Raw genomic sequence first — 21,982 nt, 5'->3', positions numbered from 1 at the left:
GCTTTTGCTACTTCCCGTTTCGGCTGTCGTACTGCTCGTACGCGTCGACGATACGGCCGACGAGCTTGTGCCGTACGACATCCTGCGAGGTGAGGCGGGAGAAGTGGACATCCTGGACGCCTTCCAGGATGTCCTGGACCTGACGTAGGCCCGACTTGGTGCCACCGGGCAGGTCGACCTGGGTGATGTCGCCGGTGATGACGATCTTCGAGTCGAAGCCCAGCCTGGTGAGGAACATCTTCATCTGCTCGGGGCTGGTGTTCTGAGCCTCGTCCAGAATGATGAAGGCGTCGTTCAGCGTCCGACCGCGCATGTACGCCAGCGGCGCGACCTCGATCGTGCCCGCGGCCATCAGCCGCGGGATGGAGTCGCCGTCGAGCATGTCGTGCAGCGCGTCGTACAGCGGACGCAGGTAGGGGTCGATCTTCTCGTAGAGCGTGCCCGGCAGGAATCCCAGGCGCTCACCGGCCTCCACCGCGGGCCTGGTCAAGATGATGCGGGTGACCTGCTTGGACTGCAGGGCCTGCACCGCCTTGGCCATGGCCAGATAGGTCTTGCCGGTACCAGCGGGCCCGATGCCGAAGACGATCGTGTGCTTGTCGATGGCGTCCACATAGCGCTTCTGGTTCAGCGTCTTGGGACGGATGGTGCGCCCTCGGTTGGAGAGGATGTTCTGGGTGAGGACCTCGGCCGGGGTTTCCTGAGGTCCTTCACCGTTCTCGCTCGCCTTCAGCATGGCGATCGAGCGTTCCACGGCGTCCTCCGTCATTGGCTGGCCAGTGCGCAGCACCAGCATCATCTCGTCGAACAGGCGTTGGATCAGTGCGACTTCCGTCGCCTCTCCGATCGCACTGACCTGGTTGCCCCGTACATGGATGTCGGCCTGCGGAAACGCCTTCTCTATCACGCGCAGCAGGGCGTCACCCGAACCGAGCACCGTCACCATCGGGTGCTTGGCCGGGACGGTGAAATGGGCTCGCGCCTGCCCTGGCGCGGGGGTGTGGGCTGTCGGTGTCTGAGTCATGGGCCGGCTCTGTGGCCTGCACATACCTCCCGTTGCGGGGGTCGCCGCTCGACCGCCTCTGGAATGTCAAGCGTACGACGCCGCGCCGACCAGGCCGAGAGGTTTTCCCCGCGGTCCCCGAACTCGCTTCAGGCCGTGTGACGAAATCCGATGGTGGGCACGGCGCGACGGCGGGGCCAGGGTCGAGACCGCGACGGAAGCAGCTCCTCCAAGAACGCGTAGTGGCGCAACGGCCGGGGAACGCCGCCCGGCCGAGCGGTCAACGCCCGCCACCACTGGGCCACCTCCTCCCAACCGGGTGCGGAGAGGGAACCTCCGAACTCCTGCACCGAGAGCGCGGCGGTCAGACAGGCGAAGGCCAATCGATCGGCCAACGGCCAGCCCGCCAGGGTCCCGGTGAGGAAGCCCGCGACGAACACGTCGCCCGCCCCGGTCGGATCCAGGGCTTCCACCGTGATCCCCGGGACCTCGGCGCTCGCACCACTGCCGGCGTCCACCGCGTAGGCGCCCTGGGCGCCCATCGTGACCACGGCGAGCGGCACCACCTCCGCAAGGGCGCGGGCGGCGGCCCGCGGACACTCGGTGCGGGTGTAGCGCATCGCCTCGTCGGCATTGGGCAAGAACGCCTCGCAGTGGGCGAGGTCGCCGAGCGCGCCCAAGTCCCAGCGTCCCGTCTCGTCCCAGCCCACGTCGGCGAAGACCTTCGCCCCGCGACGGGCCGCGGCGGCGATCCACTCCTCCTGCCGGCCGGGTGCCAGCGAGGCCACCGCCGCGCGTGCCCGCGGCGGGCACTGCGGGAACGGGTCGGGGCCGGCGGGCGGTGGTGCCTCATGCCCGTGCGAGACCATGGTGCGCTCGCCCTCGTAGGCCATGGAAACCGTCACCGGGGAGTGCCAGCCGGGAACCGTGCGCGACATTCCCAGGTCGATCCCCTCGCCCTGCTCCAAAGCGTCCCAGCAGTACTCGCCGTAGTGGTCGTCACCGAACGCGGCGGCAAGGGAAGTGCGCAGACCGAGACGGGCCAGTGCAGTGGCCATGTTGGCCACGCCGCCGGGGCTCTGCCCCATCCCGCGGGCCCAGGACTCGGTGCCCCGCACCGGCGCCGAGTCCAGTCCGGTGAAGATGATGTCGAGGAAGACCGTGCCGGTCAGGAAGACGTCGCAGTCCGGGTCCAGCGGGGCGCGCACAGAGCCGAGGGGGTCGAGGTCCATCCGGCCCTCCTGCTGCACTGGCTGTCCTTCGAAGCTGGTCACGGCATGCTCCCGGTCATGGTGCGGCGCTACGGGAGCACACGGGCGCGGCACACCGCGGGCACGGGCGCTCCCCCTCTCAGGTTGACGCAAACCCAGTGTGTCCCACCTGACCGCCAAAGCCCCTTCCGGGCGGGATCAGCCGCCCGGCGGACGCCCGCTCAGCGGGCCGTGCCGGCAGCGGCCGGCCGCTGCCGCTTGGGGAGCGGCACGTGCATCAGGTCGGCCGCGATCGTCAGCTCCCCTTCGAAACCGGCCGCCCTCGCCTGACGCTCGAACTCGGCGGGGTCGTTGTACCGCTGGGAGAAGTGCGTCAACACCAGGTGGCGCACCCCCGCGTCACGGGCGGCCCCCGCCGCCTGGCCTGCACTGAGGTGCCCGTGCTCGGTGGCCAGTGCCACGTCCTCGTCCAGGAAGGTGGATTCGATGACCAGCATGTCCACGCCCTCAGCGAGGGCGTGGACACCCTCGCAAAGGCGGGTGTCCATGACGAAGGCGAAACTCTGCCCCGGGCGGTGCTCACTGACCTCTTCGAGGCCGATGCCGTTCCAGGACCCCTCGCGCTGGATGCGCCCCACGTCCGGCCCCCGCACACCGTGCCGGGCAAGCAGGTCGGGGCGCATCCGGCGGCTGTCGGGTTCGGTGATGCGGTAGCCGAACGACTCAACCGGGTGGTCGAGCCGTTGGGCGTGGAGCGCGTAGGACGACCCGGTGGCCAGCAGGCCGCCCTCGGTCACCGGCGCCTGCCCCAGTGGGACGGTCTCGCGGTAGGCCGTCGCGTAGCGCAGCCGGTCGAAGAAGACCTGGCCACTGGCCGGGTAGTGAACCGCGACCGGGTGCGGCACCCGGTCGAGGTTGATCCGTTGGATCACCCCGGCCAGTCCGAGGCTGTGATCCCCGTGGAAGTGCGTGATGCAGATGCGGTTGATGTCGTGGGCGGCGACACCGGCCCGCAACATCTGGCGCTGGGTGCCCTCGCCTGGGTCGAAGAGGAACCCCTCGCCGTCCCAGCGAAGGAGATAGCCGTTGTGGTTCCGGTGCCGGGTGGGAACCTGGCTGGCGGTGCCGAGGACCACGAACTCACGTGCGGACACGGTGCGTCACCCGTTCTCTGATGCTGTGTTGGACCAGTGCCGCCCGGATGCCAAGGCTCCGCCCGCACCGCCTCGATCGCGCTTCACTACCCGGGCGGCCACTGGAGGCCGCGGCCACCCAACACATGGGCGTGCGCATGGAACACGGTCTGGCCGGCCCCCGCGCCCGTGTTGAAGACGACCCGGAATCCGCTGCCGTCGATCTTCTCCTCGGCTGCCACCTCACCGGCCTCACGCAGAACGTCCGCAGCGAGCGTCGGCTCGGCGGAGGCCAGCGAGGCGGCGTCCGCGTAGTGCGCCTTCGGAATCACCAGGATGTGTGTGGGTGCCTGGGGGTTGATATCGCGGAAGGCGACGGTCGTCGCGGTCTCCCGCACGACCGTGGCGGGCACCTCCCCAGTGACGATCTTGCAGAACAGGCAATCGGCCTGCGGTTCCCCTGCCATGGGCTTCGCCTCTCGTGCCGGTGATCGGTAACGGCATGGTAGCGGCCCCGGGCGCCCCCGCCGGGCGCCGGTCGGCTCCTCAGGACCAGCGGCCGGTACGAGCCAGCACGACGGCGACTGCGGCCGTCCCCGCGGTGGAGGTACGCAGGACCGAGCGCCCCAACCGGTAGGGGCGGGCGCCTGCTTCGGCGAAGATCGCGAGCTCCTGCGGAGAGACGCCTCCCTCGGGGCCGACGACCAGCACGATCGAACCCGAGGAGGGCAGTTCGGCAGTGGCGAGCGCCTCGGAGGGGGCTTCGCGGTCCTCGTGAAGCACCACCGCGAGGTCCGCCGACGCCAGCAGTGTCGCCACCTGCTTGGTGGTCATCGCCGACGCGACCTCGGGAAAACGCACCCGACGCGACTGTTTGCCCGCCTCCCGAGCGGTGCTGCGCCATTTGGCGAGTGCCTTGACGCCTCGGTCCCCACGCCACTGGGTGATGCAACGGGCCGCCTGCCAGGGCACGATCGCATCGACGCCCGTCTCCGTCATGGTCTCCACGGCCAGTTCACCGCGGTCGCCCTTGGGGAGGGCCTGGACGACGGTGACCCGCGGCCCGGGCTCGGCGTCCTCGGTGCGTGCCTGGAGATCCGTCAAGACCAGTCGGTCCTTGCCCTCCGCCGACCGCACCACGCCCTCGGCCCAGCGTCCAAGGCCATCGGTGAGCACCACGGGCTCGCCGGGCTCCAGCCGCTTCACGGACACCGCGTGTCGCCCCTCGGGGCCGTCCAGGACGAAGTCCGGGCCGTCCGGGACCCGTTCCACGACGAACACCGGTGCGGTCATGATCCACTCTCCGTCAGCAGGGTGCCCTGTGCTTCGGCGAGTTCCGCCGCCAGCACCTCCACGAGCTGCGCGGCTGGAAGTTCCCGGGCCAACCGGTGGCCCTGCCCCGCCCACAGTGCCATGGCCTGCGGGTCACCGGCGGCAGCCGCGGCCTTGCGCAGCGCCGAAGTCAGGTGGTGCACCTGGGGGTAGGCGGCCGGCGCGTACGGGCCGTGCTCGCGGATGAAGCGGTTGACCAGGCCCCGGGCCGGGCGCCCGGAGAAAGCTCTGGTGAGCTCGGTGCGGACGAACATGGGGTCCGTCAGCGCCTTCTTGTGCAGGGGATGAGCGCCCGATTCGGGGCAGACCAGGAAAGCGGTGCCCAGTTGTGCGGACTCCGCTCCGGCGGCGAGCACGGCGGCGATCTGCGCGCCGCGCATCAGCCCGCCGGCAGCGATGATCGGCAACCCGACCGATTCCCGCACCTGGGCCACCAGCGACAGCAGGCCGAGTCCCGCACCGGCACCGTCGTTCTGCGGATCGTCACGGTGGGTGGACTGGTGTCCGCCCGCCTCGATCCCCTGCACGCACACGGCGGACGCCCCGGCCGCCTGAGCAGCCCGTGCCTCCTCGACATCGGTGACCGTGACGATGGTGAGCGTGCCCGCCGCGGCGAAGGCGTCCAGTACGGACGGGTCGGGACAACCGAAGGTGAAGGAGACCACCGGCACCGGATCTTCGAGGAGGATCGCCAGTTTCGCCTCGAAGCCGTCGTCGCCACCCACGGAATCAGGCGCGCCGAGCGCCGTCTGGTACCACTTGGCCTCGCCGGCGAGCTGCGCGGCGTAGACCTCGACGGCAACCGGGTCCACGGCCGCGTTCTGCGGCATGAAGACGTTGACGCCGAAGGGGCGGGCGGTCAGCCCGCGCATCAGCTTGATCTCCTGGTACATGCCGTCGGCCGTCTTGTAGCCGGCTGCCAGGAAGCCCAGTCCGCCCGCGCCTGACACGGCGGCGGCGAGCTGGGGGCGCGAAGCGCCACCCGCCATGGGCGCCTGTACGACCGGATACCGGGAGAGATCGCTCAGAGCGGAGGACATGCCCTGCATCGTGCCACGTCCCCCGCGCGCCGCCGAATCGGGGCGTTCATGGCCCAGGGGGCCCAACCCGGCGGCCGATGGGGGCGGTGTCCTCAGTGCAAAGACGCCGGCGGCGGCCCGACGGGTCATCCCCGCAGGCCGCCGCCGGTTCAGGAACCCACGGGCGCCGCTCAGCGCCCGTTGAAGGCGTCCTTCAGTCGGGAGAACAAGCCCTGCTGGCCGGGCTGGAACTGACCCAGGGGCCGTTCTTCGCCACGCAGTTTGGCCAGTTGGCGCAGCAGGTCCTCCTGCTGCGGGTCGAGCTTGCTCGGGGTCTGCACCTCGACATGCACGATCAGGTCGCCGCGACCACCACCGCGCAGGTGGGTGACTCCGCGGCCGTGCAGCGGGATCGACTGACCGGACTGGGTGCCCGGCCGCACGTCGATCTCCTCTACGCCGTCCAGGGTCTCCAGGGGGCACTTGGTGCCCAGCGCGGCTGCCGTCATCGGGATGGTGACCGTGCAGTGCAGATCGTCGCCCCGCCGCTGGAACACCGAGTGCGGCAACTCGTGGATCTCGACGTAGAGGTCACCGGCAGGACCACCACCCGGGCCGACTTCGCCCTCGCCCGCGAGTTGGATGCGGGTGCCGTTGTCGACGCCGGCCGGGATCTTGACCGTGAGCGTGCGGCGGGAGCGGGTGCGACCGTCGCCCGCGCACTCGGGGCAGGGGGTCGGAACGACCGTGCCGAACCCCTGGCACTGCGGGCAGGGGCGGGAGGTCATGACCTGGCCCAGGAAGGACCGCGTCACCTGCGACACTTCACCGCGACCGCGACACATGTCACAGGTCTGGGCGGAGGTCCCGGGGGCAGCACCCTCACCGGAGCAAGTGGTGCACACCACAGCGGTGTCGACCTGGATGTCCTTCGTGGTGCCGAAGGCCGCCTCGTTCAGGTCGATCTCCAGCCGGATCATGGCGTCCTGGCCGCGCCGCGTCCGCGAGCGCGGCCCACGCTGGGAGGCCGTGCCGAAGAAGGCGTCCATGATGTCCGAGAAGTTTCCGAAGCCACCCGCACCGAACCCGCCGGCGCCACCGCCGCCGCCGGAGGAGGACAGCGGGTCGCCGCCGAGGTCGTAGACCTGCTTCTTCTGCGGGTCCGACAGCACCTCGTAGGCGGCGTTGATCTCCTTGAAACGCTCCTGCGTCTTGGGATCAGGGTTCACATCCGGATGCAGCTCGCGGGCAAGCCGCCGGAAGGCCTTCTTGATCTCGTCCTGCGATGCGTCGCGGCGTACGCCAAGTACGGCGTAGTAGTCGGTGGCCACTTACGACTCCGCCAGGATCTGTCCGACGTAACGTGCCACTGCGCGTACCGCTCCCATCGTTCCGGGGTAGTCCATGCGGGTCGGTCCGACCACGCCGAGTTTGGCGACTGCCTCGTCGCCCGAACCGTAACCGACCGAGACCACCGAAGTGGAGTTCAGGCCCTCGTGGGCGTTCTCATGGCCGATACGTACGGTCATTCCCGACTCCTTGGCCTCGCCGAGCAACTTCAGGAGCACGACCTGCTCCTCAAGTGCCTCCAGCACCGGCCTGATCGTCAGGGGGAAATCGTGTCCGAAGCGGGTCAGGTTGGCGGTACCGCCGATCATCAACCGCTCCTCGGTCTCCTCCACCAGCGTCTCCAGGAGAGTCGCGAGCACGGTGGAGACCGTAGCCCGGTCCTCCGTATCGAAGGACTCGGGCAGGTCTTGCACCAGTTGTGGGACGTCGGCGAAGCGACGGCCCACGACCCGGCTGTTGAGCCGGGCCCGCAGATCGGCCATCGAGGTGTCGGAGAACGGCGCCGGGCAGTCCACCAGCCGCTGCTCCACCCGTCCGGTGTCCGTGATCAGGACGAGCATCAGCCGGGCCGGGGCCAACGACAACAGCTCGACGTGACGCACGGTGGAACGAGTCAGGCTCGGGTACTGCACGACGGCGACCTGCCGGGTCAGCTGCGCGAGCAGCCGGACCGTGCGACCGACGACGTCATCGAGGTCGACCGCACCGTCGAGGAAGTTGTGGATGGCGCGCCGCTCGGGGGTGGACAGCGGCTTGACGCCCGCCAACCGGTCGACGAACAGACGGTAGCCCTTGTCCGTGGGGATGCGCCCCGCGCTGGTGTGCGGCTGGGCGATGTAGCCCTCGTCCTCCAGTACGGCCATGTCGTTGCGCACCGTGGCGGGCGAGACGCCCAGCCGGTGCCGCTCGGTGAGCGCCTTGGAGCCCACCGGCTCCTCGGTCCCGACGTAGTCCTGGACGATCGCGCGCAACACTTCGAGTCTGCGTTCGCTGAGCATCGCGCGCACCTCCACCTTGACGTCTTGATTCTGCCGGGCAACCACCTGTCGGAACCTGCCAGCCGATCCACTCACCCGATCCGCGTTCCTGGCACTCTGTGCGGGCGAGTGCCAGCGATCCCCCGGCCAGTGTACGGCGGGGTGGTACGCCCGTAGCAAGGGCGGCCCACCCCGACATCGCGCAACGTACCTCGCGGCGGCGACTCCCGAGGGGCAGCGGGCTGCCGCGTTGGTCTAGCGTCTCGGTATGGACGTGCGTTGGGAAGAGGCCGGCTGGGAGCGGCTCGGCAGCAGGGTCGGCAGGCGCCGCCTACCGGGCTGGGACTGCACCGTCGGGCTGGTCGTGGGGGACGCGGCGGTGTTGCTGGTGGACGCGGGGAGTTCGCTGCGCGAGGGGGCCGAGCTGCGCACCCAGACCCAGTGGATGCTCGCCGGTCCAGGGACGGATGAGGGCGTCGCCACCACCCCCCGGGGACCCGGGAGAGTGACGCACCTCGCACTGACCCACGCCCATTTCGACCACGTCCTGGGCGCCGCGGCCTTCGCCGGTGTCGAGGTGTACGGGGCCGTGGGGCTCGACCGGCTGCTCGACGCCGACCGTGACGTCCTGCGCGAGGACGCGGTGCGACACGGTCTGGCGCCCACCGACGCCTCCGAGGCGGTGGATTTGATGGTGTTGCCCCAACACCTGGTCTCCGGCGAATGGACCCTGGAACTCGGCGGCGTCCAAGTCCTGCTGGCCAATGTGGGTCCGGGCCACACCGGCCACGACCTCGCGGTTCTGGTCCCCGGCCACGCGAGCACCGACCGCGAGGTGGTCTTCTGCGGTGACCTCGTCGAGGAGTCGGGAGAGCCACAGGCCGGCCCGGACGCGGTCCCCCAGCAGTGGCCGGCCGCCCTGGAGCGGCTCGTGGCCCTCGGCGGGGAGGAAGCGCTCTACGTGCCCGGGCACGGGGCTGTGGTGGACGCTGCCTTCGTGCGCACCCAGCGGGAGAACCTCGCCGAGCGGTTCGCCCCGGGCCTGCCGGCCACCACTGGGACCCCGCCCCTCCCGTAGTCTGTGCCGGATGCGCGAGTACTCACCGGACCTGACCCCCGCGTGGAAGCGGACCCGCCCGGTGCCGGAGGTGCCTGCCGACCCCGACCTGGTCGTGGAGGAGGTGGCCACCGGCTTCTGCGGGGCGGTGGTGAGCTGCGAAGGCGGCACCGTCACCCTTGAGGACCGGTTTGGTAAACACCGGGTCTTCCCACTGGAACCACGCGGATTCCTCCTGGAAGGCGCCCCGGTCACTTTGGTCCGCCCGGTCCGGGCCCCGGCCCGCCCCACCCGCACCGCCTCCGGGTCCATCGCGGTGCCCGTCGCCCGCGCCCGGGTGGCCCGCGCCGGCCGCATCTACGTCGAGGGACGTCACGACGCCGAACTGGTGGAGAAGGTCTGGGGCGACGACCTGCGCGTCGAAGGCGTCGTCGTGGAGTACCTGGAGGGCGTCGACGACCTACCTGCGATCGTCGACGAGTTCGCCCCCGGCCCGCGAGCCAGGCTGGGCGTGCTGGTCGACCATCTGGTGCCCGGCTCCAAGGAGTCCCGTATCGCCGCGCAGGTCTCGGACGCCGACGTCCTGGTCCTCGGACACCCCTACGTCGACGTCTGGCAGGCCGTGAAACCGTCCGCTCTGGCCATCCCCGCCTGGCCGGTGGTGCCCCCTGGTCAGGACTGGAAGCGCGGCGTCTGCACGGCCCTCGGTTGGCCCTCCCACACCGGAGCGGCCTGGCAGCACGTCCTGTCCCGGGTCGGTTCCTACCGGGACCTGGAGCCGGCGCTGTTGGGCGCTGTGGAACAGCTCATCGACTTCGTCACCGCACCGGCCTAAGGGCTGTCCCGTAATCCCCGGTGGATCAGCGCACGGCGTCAGATGCGGTGCATCGCAAGGCGGAGGGGCGAACCCATACTGGGCGTATTCGGGCGTTCCGACAACGCAGCGAGGTGCCGTAGCTGTCGCCGTGCGCCCGCCGGGGACTACGGGACAGCCCTTAGCGGGCCTGGCGCCGCCCCCTTCGCACCGCCCGGGACGCGCGGAGCAGCGGCGGGCCGACAACCGCGTATCGCCGGCGTGAGGGGACGTCCAGGAGTTCAGTCCACCAGGTCGCGGACCACCGCATCGGCCAGTAGCCGCCCACGTAGCGTCAGGACGGCTCGCCCCTCGGCGAACGGGCCCGGGGACAGCAGGCCGTCGGCAAGTGCCCGGTCGGCCGCGGCCCGGCCGGCCGCGGCCAGCAGGGTCAGCGGGCAGCCGTCCACCAGACGCAACTCCAGCAGGACCCGCTCGACCCGGCGGTCCTGCGCGCTCAGCACCTCGCGACCGGCGCCGGGCGAGCGGTTCTCGGTGAGCGCCTGCGCGTAGGCGCCGGGGTGCTTGACGTTCCACCAGCGCACCCCGCCCACGTGGCTGTGAGCGCCCGGACCCGCACCCCACCAGTCGGCGCCCCGCCAGTACAGCTCGTTGTGCAGGCATCGGCCGGCCTTGGAGGTGGCCCAGTTGGAGACCTCGTACCAGGAGAAGCCCGCGGCGGCGAGGGCTTCGTCCGCGATCAGGTAGCGGTCCGCGTGGACGTCGTCGTCCGTCATCGGCACCTCACCGCGTCGGATCCGGCGGGCCAGTTGCGTACCTTCCTCCACGATCAGCGCATAGGCGGACACGTGGTCCGGTCCGGCGCCGATCGCCGCGTCGAGGGACGCCCGCCAGTCCTCGTCCGACTCGCCAGGGGTCCCGTAGATCAAGTCGAGGTTGACGTGCTCGAATCCGGCGGAGCGCGCCTCGGCCACGCAGGCTTCGGGGCGCCCCGGGGTGTGCGTGCGGTCCAAGATCTTCAGGACGTGCTGCTTGGCGCTCTGCATCCCGAAGGAGACACGGTTGAAGCCGCCCGCACGCAGTTCGGCGAGGTAGCGCGGGTCCACGGACTCCGGGTTCGCCTCGGTGGTCACCTCGGCATCGGGGGCCAGGCCGAACTCGTCCCGGATGGCCGCCAGCATCCGCACCAGGTCCCCGGCGGGCAGGAGGGTGGGCGTACCGCCTCCGACGAAGACGGTGCGCACTTCGCGCGGGTCGTCACCGAGGACCTTGCGGGCCAGGCGCACCTCCTCGACGAGGGTGCCGGCGTAGTTGTCCCGGGACGCCAGGGCCCCGCCCGAACCGCGCAACTCGGTTGCGGTGTACGTGTTGAAGTCGCAGTACCCGCAGCGGGTCGCGCAGTACGGCACGTGCAGGTAGAACCCGAGGGGCCGCTCCCGCGCGTCCTTGAGGGCGTGGAACGGCAGCGCCCCGTCATCGGGTACGGGCTCACCATCGGGCAGTACGGAAGGCATGCGCCCATTGTCCCGTACGCTCGGGGTGAGCCGGCCAGCCGAGCACTCCCGACGGTCAGTCCTCGCGGGTTCCCGCGTACATCTCGTCGATGAGGTGCTTGAACTCACGCTCGACCACCGGTCGCTTGAGCTTGAGGCTGGGCGTGAGCTCCCCGTGCTCGACGTCGAGGTCGCGCGGCAGCAACTGGAACTTCTTGATCGTCTGCCAGCGCTGCAGACCTTCGTTGAGGGTGTTCACATAGCCCTGGATCAGCTCCCGGGTCTGCGTGCTCGTCGACACGTCCGCGTAGCTGGCGCCACCCATGCCGTGGTCGGCCGCCCAGGCGAGGATCGCCGGCTCGTCGAGGGCGATCAGCGCCGTGCAGAAGTTCCGGTCGGCTCCGTGCACCAGGATGTTGGAGACGAACGGGCAGACCGCCTTGAACTGGCCCTCGACCTCCGCGGGCGAGATGTACTTGCCGCCCGAGGTCTTGATGAGGTCCTTCTTGCGGTCGGTGATCCGCAGGTAGCCGTCGGCGGAGAGTTCTCCGATATCACCGGTGTGGAACCAACCGTCCGTCTCCAACACCTCCGCGGTCTTCTCCGGCAAACCGTGGTAGCCCTCCATGATGCCGGGGCCTCGCAAGAGGATCTCGCCGTCGTCTGCGATCCGCACCTCGGTGCCGGGCAGCGGTTTGCCCACGGTGCCGGTGCGGTAAGCCTCGCCGGGGTTCACGAAGGAGGCGGCGCTGGACTCCGTCAGGCCGTAGCCCTCCAGGATGTGGATGCCGGCGCCGGAGAAGAAGTAGCCGATCTCCGGGGAGAGAGCGGCCGAGCCGGAGACCGCGGCGCGCAGCCGGCCGCCGAAGGCCTCCCGGAGCTTGGCGTAGACGAGCGCATCGGCGACCTTGTGCCGGGCGCTGAGGCCGAACGGGGCGCTGGCCGTACCGGTCCGCCGGAAGTTGTCCTGGGTGACCTTGGCGTACTCACGAGCCACTCCAGCAGCCCATTGGAAGATCTTGTACTTGGCGCCGCCCCCGGCTCGCGCCTTGGCGGCGACGCCGTTGTAGACCTTCTCGAAGATCCGTGGGACCGCGGCCATGTAGGTCGGCTGGACCACCGGAAGATTCTCGATGATCTTGTCGACCCGGCCGTCGACGGCAGTGACGTGACCGACCTCGATCTGGCCCGAGGTCAACACCTTGCCGAAGACATGGGCGAGCGGTAGCCACAGGTACTGCACGTCGTCGCCGGTGACCAGCCCGGTGGCCGCGATCGCCTTCGCCATGTACGACCAGTTGTCGTGCGGAAGCCGCACGCCCTTGGGGCGGCCGGTGGTTCCCGAGGTGTAGATCAATGTGGCCAGCTGGTCGGCGGTGATGGCGCTGACGCGCTCCTTGACCGCTTCCGGATGCAGGCTCAGATACTCGGCGCCCCTGGCCTCGAGCTCCGCGAGGGACAGCACCCAACCCTCCGGGTCACCGTCGGCGGCGACGGCGTCCGCGGCCTCCAGGACGATCACGTGAGCCAGGTCAGGGAGGTCCCCACGACGCTCACGGGCCTTCGCGAGCTGCTCGGCGTCCTCCGCGATCAGCACCCTGCTGTCGGAGTCCTCCAGGATGAAGGCCGACTCCTCCGCGTTGGTGCTCGGGTAGATGGTCGTCGTGGCGGCTCCCGCACACATCACGCCGAGGTCAGCGAGGATCCACTCCACCCGGGTGCTGGAGGCCAAGGCGACCCGCTCTTCGGAACGCAGCCCCAGACTCACCAGACCCGCGGCGATGGCGAAAACCCGCTCCGCCGCCTGCCCCCAGCTCAGCGACTTCCACTCGTCCGGACCCTGACCGGACGCAGCCGGTACGGGGTACCGGTAGGCCTCGGCATCTGGGGTAGCTGCGACCCGCTCAAGGAAGAGTGCCGCCACGGTGGGCGGACGGTTCTCGATCAAGGTCTGTGTGTCGCTCACGACATCCTCCGGACCAACGCGGCGTTCCGCCTCGTACGTGGGACTGGCTGGTTGCTTAACTTGCGAGTAACCATCGAGCAGTGATCAGGGTAGAGGCCGCCCGGCCGGTTCGTAAGGGTCCGCGGGCTGCCGCTTGGTAACGAACCAGACCCGACCCGGCACGACGTGAGGGGGGGGGCGCCCCCCCCCCGCGCGGGGCCCCCCCCCCCCCCCCCCCCCCCCCCCCCCCCCCCCGCCCCCCCGCCCCCCCCCCCCCCCCCCCCCCCCCCCCCCCCCCCCCACCACGGACTGCCCAAGGCCCGCACGGATGGCTACTTCTTCGCCTTTCCACCGGATTCGTCGCTGGAGAGCACCGCGATAAAGGCTTCCTGGGGGACCTCGACGGAGCCCACCATCTTCATCCGCTTCTTGCCCTCCTTCTGCTTCTCCAGCAGCTTCCGCTTACGGGAGATGTCACCGCCGTAACACTTGGCGAGGACGTCCTTGCGGATGGCCCTGATGGTTTCCCGAGCGATCACCCGCGAACCGATCGCCGCCTGGATGGGGACCTCGAACGCCTGCCGCGGGATGAGCTCGCGCAGCTTGGCGACCAGACGCACACCATAGGCGTAGGCGGCGTCCTTGTGAGTGACCGCGGAGAAGGCGTCGACCTTGTCTCCGTGCAGCAGGATGTCGACCTTGACCAGGCTGGAGGACTGCTCGCCGGTGGGCTCGTAGTCCAACGAGGCGTACCCGCGGGTCTTGGACTTCAGCTGGTCGAAGAAGTCGAAGACGATCTCGGCGAGCGGCAGGGTGTAACGGATCTCGACTCGGTCCTCGGACAGGTAGTCCATGCCGAGGAGGGTGCCGCGACGGGTCTGGCACAGCTCCATGATGGCGCCGATGAACTCACTGGGCGCGAGGATCGTGGCACGCACCACCGGCTCGAACACGTCCGAGATCTTGCCCTCGGGGAACTCGCTCGGATTGGTGACCGTGACTTCCTTGCCGTCTTCCATGACCACGCGGTACACGACGTTGGGGGCGGTGGCGATCAGGTCGAGGCCGAACTCACGCTCCAGCCGCTCCCGGACGACGTCCAGATGCAGCAGGCCCAGGAAGCCGACTCGGAAGCCGAAGCCGAGGGCCGCGGAGGTCTCCGGCTCGTACACCAGCGCGGCATCGTTGAGCTGGAGCTTGTCCAGCGCCTCACGCAGGTCGGGATAGTCGGAGCCGTCCAGCGGATACAGGCCGGAGAAGACCATCGGCTTCGGGTCCTTGTATCCGCCCAGCGGCTCGGTGGCCCCCTTGTGGAGGCTGGTGATGGTGTCACCCACCTTGGACTGGCGGACGTCCTTCACACCGGTGATCAGGTAGCCCACCTCGCCCACGCCCAGGCCGTCGGCGGCGGTCATCTCCGGAGAGGAGACACCGATCTCCAGCAGTTCGTGGGTGGCCCCTGTGGACATCATCCTGATGCGCTCACGCTTGTTGAGCTGGCCATCGACCACTCGGACATAGGTCACGACGCCCCGGTAGGAGTCGTAGACCGAGTCGAAGATCATCGCGCGGGCGGGGGCGTCGGCAACACCCACCGGAGCGGGGACGGTGGCCACCACCTTGTCGAGCAGGGTGTCGACCCCGACCCCCGTCTTGGCGGACACCCTCAGAACGTCCTCGGGCTGGCAGCCGACCAGGTTCGCGAGTTCCTCAGCGAACTTCTCCGGCTGCGCGGCCGGCAAGTCGATCTTGTTCAGTACCGGGACGATCGCCAGGTCGTTCTCCATCGCCAGATACAGATTGGCGAGCGTCTGGGCCTCGATGCCCTGGGCGGCGTCCACCAGCAAGATCGTGCCTTCGCACGCGGCGAGGGAACGCGAGACCTCGTAGGTGAAGTCCACGTGCCCGGGAGTGTCGATCATGTTGAGGACATGGGTCTTGCCCTGGCCCTCGCCACTCGTGGGCGCCCAGGGCAGACGGACCGCCTGGGACTTGATGGTGATGCCGCGCTCACGCTCGATGTCCATGCGGTCGAGGTACTGGGCACGCATCTGCCGCTGCTCGACGACGCCGGTCAGCTGGAGCATCCGGTCGGCGAGCGTCGACTTGCCGTGGTCGATGTGCGCGATGATGCAGAAATTGCGGATCAGCGCCGGGTCGGTACGGCTCGGCTCGGGCACGTTGCTGGGGGTCGCGGGCACGCAGGGTCCTGATTCTTGAGACGCGAGCGCGAAGACTCGGGTCGATGTCGGATCGATACGCAGGCCCCCATGCTCCCATGGCCAGGCCAGTGCGACCGGTTTGGGCCGGTCGGAGCGTGGCTGGTAGCCTGAACAGCTGTGCCTCGTGTGCCCTCTCAGCCACGGGACGCAATCCGAAGATCAACCCCTGAACCTGAAAAGGCTCTTTCGTGGCGAACATCAAGTCCCAGATCAAGCGGAACAAGACGAACGAGAAGGCGCGCCTGCGCAACAAGGCCGTCAAGTCCTCGCTCAAGACCGCTATCCGCAAGGCCCGCGAGGCTGTCGCCGCCGGCGACGTCGAGAAGGCCACCGTTGCCGCCCGCGCCGCTTCGCGCGCGCTCGACAAGGCCGTCTCGAAGGGTGTCATCCACAAGAACGCCGCCGCCAACAAGAAGTCGGCGCTGGCCACCAAGGTTGCCACCCTTCAGGGCTGAGCACTGATGTGATCGCCGGGACGGACCCAGCGGGCCCTCTCTTCCGCTCCTGACCGGCACTCCGCGCCGTACACGAAGCGTTCGCCACGCGGGTACGGCGCACCCCGCGTGAACCCAAGACCCCGGTCCCCCCTTCCCCAGGGGGCGGCCGGGGTCTTCGGCGTGCCATCGACCCCGCGGCGGGGCTGTTCAGGACCCGGGGTTTGCTCAGTGGGCTTCGCGGCGGGTCCGAGCAGCACGAGCCACCGAGACCACGGCCTTCTCCAGGGCGTATTCGGGATCGTCACCGCCGCCCTTGACCCCTGCATCGGCCTCCGCAATGGCACGCAGCGCCACTGAAACGCCCTCTGCCGACCAACCCCGCATCTGTTGGCGTACCCGGTCGATCTTCCAGGGCGGCATCCCGAGGTCCCGCGCAAGATCCCCAGGGCGGGCTCCGCGGGGCGCTGAGGCCAGCTTCCCGATCGCCCGCACAGCCTGCGAGAGTGCACTGGTGATCAGTACGGGTGCCACCCCGGTCGACAGTGACCAGCGCAGTGCCTCCAGGGCGTCCGCCACCCGGCCCTCCACGGCTCGGTCGGCGACGGTGAAGCTCGACGCCTCGGCCCGGCCGGTGTAGTAACGAGCAACGACGGCCTCGTCGATGGTGCCCTCGACATCGGCACACAACTGCGCCACCGCGCTGGCCAGCTCCCGCAGGTCACTACCGATGGCGTCGACCAGTGCCTGTCCCGCCTCCGGGGTCGCCGAACGCCCCAGCCCTCGGAACTCCGAACGCACGAAGGCCAGCCGGTCCGCGGGCTTGGTCATCTTCGGGCAGGCGACTTCCCGGGCTCCAGCCTTGCGCGCGGCGTCCAGCAGTCCCTTCCCCTTTGCCCCACCCGCGTGGAGCAACACCAAGGTGATCTCTTCCACGGGGGCGGTCAGGTACGCCTTGACGTCTTTGATCGTGTCAGCCGACAGGTCCTGGGCACTGCGCACGACCACCACCTTGCGCTCTGCGAAAAGTGAGGGGCTGGTCAGCTCCGCCAGGGTGCCGGGCTGAAGCTGCTCGGGAGCGAGATCGCGCACATCGGTGTCGGCGTCCGCCGCCCTGGCCGCCGCCACCACCTCCCGCACGGCGCGGTCAAGCAGCAGGTCCTCCTGGCCCACCGCGAGGGTGAGGGGAGCGAGGAGGTCGTCGGTGGAGTTCTTCCTGGTGGCCATCGCCGACCAGCATCCCACGCCGCACTGACAACGCCCCGCCCCGGGAGGCCAACCGCGCCCGTACCGGACAATGGTGCGGTGAACGAACGACACGTGCTGGTCCTGCCCGACCGCGACACCGCGCAAGACGTCGCCGAGGAGCTGGCGGACCGCTTCGGGGTCACCCAGGAGCCCCAGCTGGTCCGCGATGCACTCGCCGGAGAGGACGACGCGGAGGACGCCCAATGGCTGGTGGTGGTCGAAGACCCGGGGCGGCGGCTGGACCCCCGCCTGCTGGACTCCTTCGCAGCCGAGTACGAGGGCTGGCTGGAGGCCGACTAGGTGCCTGACCGGAAGGGCTTGACCCCAAGGCCAACCGCGTCCGGCTCAGGCATCGGCCACGTACGGGAGACTGCGGTGTGTGCCACAACGCGGCGAAATGCCCTTGTGGGCCCCGCCCCGCAAACCGTCACCCCATCCAGTCGCCCCGCCAGCTGGCCTCCAGCCCCCGCGCTCAGCCTTTGCGAACGATCTGGATATCGAGTTCCACCATGATGCTCGGCCCCATTGCCGCCATGCCCTGTGCCACCGCCGAGACCCCGATGAGGCCGTAGTCCGCGCGTTGGAGTTCCACCGAGGCCCGGCAGGCCGCCCGGGGCTCCCCGTCCGACCCTGAGCCAAGCCCCAGGTACTCGGTGTCGAGGGTGACCGATCGGCTGACTCCACGCAGGGTGAGCGTTCCCGGTACCGCCCAGCGGGTGCCACCACGGTGGATGAAGCGCTCACTGTGGAACTCGACTCTCGGCTGCCGCACGGCATCCAGGAACTCATGAGACCGCAAGTACTCGTCCCTCATGTGAAACCCGGTGTCGATTCCCGCCGCATCGATGATCACCTGTATGGAGGAGGACTCCATGTGGTCGGCGATGCGTACCGCGCCAGCGAAGGTGTTGAATCTGCCGTGGAGACGGGCCAACCCGGTGTGGTGGGCGGTGAAGCGGATTGCGGAATGCGTCGGCTCCATCTCCCAGTGGCCGGGGGCCGGCAACAGAGGCGGATCCACGGACTGGAGCACGATCTCGGCCGGCTCCGCCGGTCCGTCCTCGCTGACCTGGACACCTCCCGCATGCGCGGCGTAACCCTCAGCCGAGATCTCTATCCGGTAGGGCCCGGCCGGCACCGTGGCGATGAGGCAACCGAAAGGATCGGTCTGTCCGCGAAGGACCAGTCGACCGATGGGATCGGTCACCTCGTAGCGGGCCTGTCGCAGCAGCTCTCCCTGCGGCCCCGCCACCCGGCAACTCAACACACCAGCAGTTGGCGGTAGCGCCAGCTCCAGCGTCTGAACCGAGCCCGCGCTGCTCGCCGTCTCGCTCCCCCGTCGACGACCGAACATCTTTCACACACCCCCGTGGTGACTGGTTGACATTTCTTTTACCTTTCGCGGTGAGGCATTCGATCACTGATGGCGCGTCAGGGCAAACAGGGCCCGCCCCCTTCCACTGAGCGCGATGGCACCGTCCGTGTCCGTGCGCAGCACCCGGGTACCCGACGCCTTCAGCGCGGCCAACGTGCTGGCCGCGGGATGGCCGTACGGGTTTCCCGCGCCGACCGGGATTACTGCCACACGTGGGCGCAACCTCTCCAAGAGGGCGGGCTCCTGGTGGGCGGAGCCGTGATGGGCCACCTTCAGCACATCCACCCGGCCCAGCTCGGGATGTGCCCGCAACAACCCTTGCTGTCCACCCGGTTCCAGGTCACCCAAGAGCAGGAGCTGGAGGCCAGCGGTGCGGACCAGGAGCGTGACACTGGCGTCGTTGGCCGTCGTTGGCTGCGGAACGGGCCCGACGGCGGGCGGCGGCCAGAGCACCTGCCAGTCCAGGGCGCCGATTCGCCGCCGCTCCCCCGGTCGGGCGGGACGAACCGGGACTTGCGCGGCCGTCGCCGTACGACGAACGAGGGCGGCCTGCGCTTGGGGTTCTTCGAGTACGGCGGTTTGGATCAAACCCACACTGCGGTTGCGCAGCACACCCCCGAGACCTGCCACATGGTCGGCGTGGAAATGGGTGAGGAGCAACAAGGGCACCCGGATGACGCCCAGCGCACGCAGACAGCGGTCGACGAGCACCGGATCGGGGCCCGCATCGACCACCACGGCCGTGCCGGGGCCCACGGCGATCACCGCCGCGTCCCCCTGTCCCACGTCGCATTGCGCGTATCGCCACTGCGCCGGCGGCCAGCCAAGGACGGACCTACTGAGCGGCTCCGGACGAAGCACCGCCAGCAGCAGGAGAACAGCCAGGGTGGCCGCACTCCACGGATGGTGGGCCAGCCGCCGGGCCGAGGTCAGTGCCACCACGGCCAGCAGGGCCAGGAGGAATCCGCCAAGGGCTCCGCCGGGCCAGTCGATCCCGGCGCCGGGCAGGTCGGCGCCCACGCGGGCAACACCTGCGATCCAGCTGGCCGGCAGGCCTGCGCCGCGGGCCAGCAGTTCGGCCACGGGCATCGCCACCGGCGCCACGGCCAGGGAGGCGAACCCGAGCACCGTGGCCGGCCCGGCCGCGAACTCGGCGAGCAGGTTGCACGGAACCGCGACCAGGCTGACCCGGGCGGCGAACATCGCCACCACCGGAGCACACACCGCCTGCGCCGCGAGGGCCGCGGCCAGCGCGTCAGCCCACCGCGGCGCCAAGCCTCGGCGGTGTAGGGCGTCGCTCCACCGGGGAGCCAACACAAGGAGTGCTGCGGTGGCCAGGACGGAGAGGACGAACCCGTAGCTCCTGGAGAGCCAGGGGTCGTAAAGGACGAGCAGCAGGGCGGCCGAGGCGAGCGCGGGAACGAGCGAGCGCCGGCGTCCGGTGCCGATGGCCAGCAGGGCGACGGCGCCGCAGGCAGCAGCTCGCAGCACGCTGGGCTCAGGTCGGCACACGATCACGAAGGCGAGCGTCAAGGCACCACCGCACAGAGCTGTGCCCCGAAGCGACAACCCGAACCACCGGGCGAGACCACGCCGCTCAGCCCGCATGGCCCTACCCGGCGGACCGAGCAGTACGGTCAGCACGATGGTGAGGTTGGAACCGCTCACTGCCAGCAGATGGAGCAGGTCGGTGGCGAGGAAGGCTTCGAAGAGGTCGGGGGGTACCCGGGATGTGTCGCCGACCACCAGCCCGGGAAGCAGTGCCCGGGCATCTGGGGGGAGGTCCTTGCTCGCCTCCAGCAGGCCGGCTCGCAGGCGGCCGGCCAGGCGCTGCACCAGATTCGGCGCGTCCGTCACCTCGGGCTGGTCGCTCGCGGGCACTCGCAGTACTGCCGCCACGGGTCCACCGGCCTCCGCCGGAGCCAGCCGCCCGGTGATCCGCACATGGGTGGAAGGAAGCAGTCGGGACCACTCGGGGTGCCGGGCGATCAAGAGGACCGGGGCCCGGGTGGCGGTGCCCGCGGCTGCACCCGGCCGAGCCACCACTATCACCTCGGCCGGCAGCACAAACGTCGTCGAGCCCCCACCGGATCGGGCGCGGCGGGCATCTGCGGTCACCTCCAGTACAGCGGTGATCTGAGCGTGCTGCCTGGCGAGTTCGGGAACCGGACCACGACGGACCTCAGCTGCGTGCAGGCCGGCCACACCCGCCCCGGCGGCTGCGCACAGCAGGGCAGCGGCGATCGCCGTGCCCTTGGCCTGGCGCTCCAAGTGCCTGGGTCCGGCGTGCGATCGAGAGCGGCCATGGAGGTGGAGCACGGTGGCGCCCGCGGTGGTGCACGCGCCCACGCCGGCCAGGATCCACGGAGTGGGGGCTTCGAGAGCCCAAGCGGCAGCGGCCCAGACCGAGAGGGCGGGGCAGACCAGTCTCAGATCCGTGGGGCCTTCCCGGTGTACCGGCTCGCTCGGGGAAGGACATGTCGAGCCGATGGACGTCGCCGGGGCAGGGGCCGCCCTCATGGCCTCACCAACGCGCGCAGTTCGGCGAACCTGCGCTCGCCGATTCCGGCCACCTGCCGCAGCTCTTCGACGCTGCGGAAGCCGCCACGCTCCGTGCGGAACTCCACGATGTTGCGGGCCAGTACCGGGCCGACGCCGGGGAGGGCATCGAGCTGTTCCACGGTGGCCGTGTTGAGGCCGAGGGGGCCCGCCGGTGATGCACCCGCGACCGCGGTCCCGCCCTGCCCGCCGGAGGCCAAGCCGTCCACACCGACCAGGACCTGCTCTCCGTCGCCGAGCAGCCGAGCGCGGTTGAGCTGAGTGATGTCCGCTCCGGGCGTCACCCCGCCGGCAGCGTCGATCGCATCACCCACCCGGGCGCCAGCAGGAAGTCGGTGCAGACCGGGATCGCGCACCTTGCCGCTGACGTCGACGACGATCCGGGGCGCGGCGCCCGGAGAGCTTGCCGTGGGGAGAGGTGGGGCCTGGCCCGCCGAGACGACCTCGGGGGCCGGCACCGGGACCGGCACCGATCGACCGGAGAAGAGGTGGTAGCCGGCGAACACCGCTGCGGCTACCAGGACCACGGTCAGTGCGGCCAACGATCGCGGTTCGAGGCCGCATCTCAGCTGTACCCACAGGGGCGTTCGCTCCCACAGGCCGACCCAGCGGGAAGGCAGCCGGCGATCCGGAACGGCGCCGCCCGGCGGGGACAGGGCCGCCGCGGCCGACGTCCCCCCACGGTCCCTGGCTCCTGGCTCCCCGCTCGGGGGTGCCGGTGGGCCGCTACTCGGCGTCTGTGGGGTCGCCGAGCCGAGCAGCGCCTCGGCACGGCGCAGCGCTGCCGCGGGGGGTTCCTGCCGGAGGCGG

At 70.0% G+C, this 21,982-nt stretch carries 19 protein-coding genes; 4 read left to right on the top strand and 15 right to left on the bottom strand.

From position 1 onward, the window contains the following. Positions 1-7: 7 nt before the first annotated feature. From ACFYMC_RS00320 to hrcA, 8 genes are all read right to left on the bottom strand, one after another. Complete coding sequence (locus ACFYMC_RS00320; RefSeq protein WP_388516473.1) at positions 8-1,024, bottom strand: PhoH family protein; 1,017 nt, start codon at positions 1,022-1,024, stop codon at positions 8-10. A 128-nt stretch (positions 1,025-1,152) separates the two neighbouring features. Then, a complete protein-coding gene (locus ACFYMC_RS00315; RefSeq protein WP_388517039.1) occupies positions 1,153-2,235 on the bottom strand; it encodes a carbohydrate kinase family protein in 1,083 nt (360 codons plus the stop codon). A 200-nt stretch (positions 2,236-2,435) separates the two neighbouring features. After that, positions 2,436-3,368 (bottom strand): ribonuclease Z, encoded by a 933-nt coding sequence (locus tag ACFYMC_RS00310; protein ID WP_388516471.1) that lies wholly within the window; start codon positions 3,366-3,368, stop codon positions 2,436-2,438. Between the two features lie 86 nt (positions 3,369-3,454). Further along, the gene (locus ACFYMC_RS00305) at positions 3,455-3,814 is read right to left on the bottom strand and encodes a histidine triad nucleotide-binding protein (protein ID WP_388516468.1); all 360 of its coding nucleotides are present in this window, start codon (positions 3,812-3,814) and stop codon (positions 3,455-3,457) included. 79 nt (positions 3,815-3,893) lie between these two features. Then, entirely contained in the window at positions 3,894-4,640 is a 747-nt protein-coding gene (locus ACFYMC_RS00300; RefSeq protein WP_388516465.1) for a 16S rRNA (uracil(1498)-N(3))-methyltransferase, read from the bottom strand. Beyond that, positions 4,637-5,719: a nitronate monooxygenase gene (locus tag ACFYMC_RS00295; RefSeq protein WP_388516463.1), complete on the bottom strand. Its 1,083-nt coding sequence runs from the start codon at positions 5,717-5,719 to the stop codon at positions 4,637-4,639. Before ACFYMC_RS00295 ends, ACFYMC_RS00300 begins: the two co-directional genes overlap by 4 nt. A gap of 170 nt (positions 5,720-5,889) precedes the next feature. After that, the gene (gene dnaJ / locus ACFYMC_RS00290) at positions 5,890-7,029 is read right to left on the bottom strand and encodes a molecular chaperone DnaJ (protein ID WP_388516461.1); all 1,140 of its coding nucleotides are present in this window, start codon (positions 7,027-7,029) and stop codon (positions 5,890-5,892) included. Next, a complete protein-coding gene (gene hrcA, locus ACFYMC_RS00285; protein WP_388517036.1) occupies positions 7,030-8,046 on the bottom strand; it encodes a heat-inducible transcriptional repressor HrcA in 1,017 nt (338 codons plus the stop codon). Positions 8,047-8,293: 247 nt separating this feature from the next. Here hrcA and ACFYMC_RS00280 point away from each other — a divergent pair, with 247 nt between their 5' ends. Then, entirely contained in the window at positions 8,294-9,103 is an 810-nt protein-coding gene (locus ACFYMC_RS00280; RefSeq protein ID WP_388516458.1) for an MBL fold metallo-hydrolase, read from the top strand. Between the two features lie 10 nt (positions 9,104-9,113). Then, positions 9,114-9,917 (top strand): DUF3097 domain-containing protein, encoded by an 804-nt coding sequence (locus ACFYMC_RS00275; protein WP_388516456.1) that lies wholly within the window; start codon positions 9,114-9,116, stop codon positions 9,915-9,917. A 260-nt stretch (positions 9,918-10,177) separates the two neighbouring features. On the opposite strand, the gene hemW is transcribed toward ACFYMC_RS00275, so the two are convergent. From hemW to lepA, 3 genes are all read right to left on the bottom strand, one after another. Beyond that, on the bottom strand, positions 10,178-11,410 hold the full coding sequence (gene hemW, locus ACFYMC_RS00270; protein WP_388516453.1) for a radical SAM family heme chaperone HemW: 1,233 nt from the start codon (positions 11,408-11,410) through the stop codon (positions 10,178-10,180). A gap of 55 nt (positions 11,411-11,465) precedes the next feature. Then, a complete protein-coding gene (locus ACFYMC_RS00265; RefSeq protein ID WP_388516450.1) occupies positions 11,466-13,355 on the bottom strand; it encodes an AMP-dependent synthetase/ligase in 1,890 nt (629 codons plus the stop codon). Between the two features lie 311 nt (positions 13,356-13,666). Further along, positions 13,667-15,535 carry a translation elongation factor 4 gene (gene lepA, locus ACFYMC_RS00260; protein WP_388516447.1) on the bottom strand — a complete coding sequence of 623 codons (1,869 nt, stop codon included), beginning with the start codon at positions 15,533-15,535 and terminating at the stop codon, positions 13,667-13,669. A 209-nt stretch (positions 15,536-15,744) separates the two neighbouring features. On the opposite strand from lepA, the gene rpsT reads away from it, so the two are divergent. Beyond that, on the top strand, positions 15,745-16,011 hold the full coding sequence (gene rpsT, locus ACFYMC_RS00255; protein WP_388516444.1) for a 30S ribosomal protein S20: 267 nt from the start codon (positions 15,745-15,747) through the stop codon (positions 16,009-16,011). Between the two features lie 207 nt (positions 16,012-16,218). Here the strand turns inward: rpsT and holA are convergent, their stop codons facing one another. Further along, on the bottom strand, positions 16,219-17,217 hold the full coding sequence (gene holA, locus ACFYMC_RS00250; protein ID WP_388516441.1) for a DNA polymerase III subunit delta: 999 nt from the start codon (positions 17,215-17,217) through the stop codon (positions 16,219-16,221). Between the two features lie 93 nt (positions 17,218-17,310). Between holA and ACFYMC_RS00245 the strand changes: the two genes are divergently transcribed. Continuing rightward, positions 17,311-17,538 (top strand): hypothetical protein, encoded by a 228-nt coding sequence (locus tag ACFYMC_RS00245; RefSeq protein ID WP_388517033.1) that lies wholly within the window; start codon positions 17,311-17,313, stop codon positions 17,536-17,538. Positions 17,539-17,710: 172 nt separating this feature from the next. Here ACFYMC_RS00245 and ACFYMC_RS00240 read toward each other — a convergent pair whose 3' ends face one another. The 3 genes from ACFYMC_RS00240 to ACFYMC_RS00230 all read right to left on the bottom strand — a co-directional run bounded on the left by ACFYMC_RS00240 (position 17,711) and on the right by ACFYMC_RS00230 (position 21,714). Continuing rightward, entirely contained in the window at positions 17,711-18,592 is an 882-nt protein-coding gene (locus tag ACFYMC_RS00240) for a YceI family protein (RefSeq protein WP_388516438.1), read from the bottom strand. Positions 18,593-18,655: 63 nt separating this feature from the next. After that, positions 18,656-21,133 carry a ComEC/Rec2 family competence protein gene (locus ACFYMC_RS00235; RefSeq protein ID WP_388516435.1) on the bottom strand — a complete coding sequence of 826 codons (2,478 nt, stop codon included), beginning with the start codon at positions 21,131-21,133 and terminating at the stop codon, positions 18,656-18,658. Continuing rightward, entirely contained in the window at positions 21,130-21,714 is a 585-nt protein-coding gene (locus ACFYMC_RS00230; RefSeq protein WP_388516432.1) for a helix-hairpin-helix domain-containing protein, read from the bottom strand. Before ACFYMC_RS00230 ends, ACFYMC_RS00235 begins: the two co-directional genes overlap by 4 nt. Positions 21,715-21,982 lie beyond the last annotated feature (268 nt).

The organism is Streptomyces sp. NPDC006879, from assembly GCF_042869595.1.
Taxonomy (GTDB): Bacteria; Actinomycetota; Actinomycetes; order Streptomycetales; family Streptomycetaceae; genus Streptomyces.
This window is presented reverse-complemented; position numbering and strand designations above follow the sequence as displayed.

What these genes read in the sequence shown, in the direction of transcription:
- ACFYMC_RS00305 (WP_388516468.1), bottom strand. Translation starts at nt 3,814, where the DNA reads ATGGCAGGGGAACCGCAGGCCGATTGCCTGTTCTGCAAGATCGTCACT.
- ACFYMC_RS00320 (WP_388516473.1), bottom strand. Translation starts at nt 1,024, where the DNA reads ATGACTCAGACACCGACAGCCCACACCCCCGCGCCAGGGCAGGCGCGA.
- ACFYMC_RS00240 (WP_388516438.1), bottom strand. Translation starts at nt 18,592, where the DNA reads ATGTTCGGTCGTCGACGGGGGAGCGAGACGGCGAGCAGCGCGGGCTCG.
- ACFYMC_RS00280 (WP_388516458.1), top strand. Translation starts at nt 8,294, where the DNA reads ATGGACGTGCGTTGGGAAGAGGCCGGCTGGGAGCGGCTCGGCAGCAGG.
- ACFYMC_RS00275 (WP_388516456.1), top strand. Translation starts at nt 9,114, where the DNA reads ATGCGCGAGTACTCACCGGACCTGACCCCCGCGTGGAAGCGGACCCGC.
- ACFYMC_RS00300 (WP_388516465.1), bottom strand. Translation starts at nt 4,640, where the DNA reads ATGACCGCACCGGTGTTCGTCGTGGAACGGGTCCCGGACGGCCCGGAC.
- ACFYMC_RS00315 (WP_388517039.1), bottom strand. Translation starts at nt 2,235, where the DNA reads ATGGACCTCGACCCCCTCGGCTCTGTGCGCGCCCCGCTGGACCCGGAC.
- ACFYMC_RS00235 (WP_388516435.1), bottom strand. Translation starts at nt 21,133, where the DNA reads ATGAGGGCGGCCCCTGCCCCGGCGACGTCCATCGGCTCGACATGTCCT.
- hemW (WP_388516453.1), bottom strand. Translation starts at nt 11,410, where the DNA reads ATGCCTTCCGTACTGCCCGATGGTGAGCCCGTACCCGATGACGGGGCG.
- holA (WP_388516441.1), bottom strand. Translation starts at nt 17,217, where the DNA reads ATGGCCACCAGGAAGAACTCCACCGACGACCTCCTCGCTCCCCTCACC.
- ACFYMC_RS00295 (WP_388516463.1), bottom strand. Translation starts at nt 5,719, where the DNA reads ATGTCCTCCGCTCTGAGCGATCTCTCCCGGTATCCGGTCGTACAGGCG.
- hrcA (WP_388517036.1), bottom strand. Translation starts at nt 8,046, where the DNA reads ATGCTCAGCGAACGCAGACTCGAAGTGTTGCGCGCGATCGTCCAGGAC.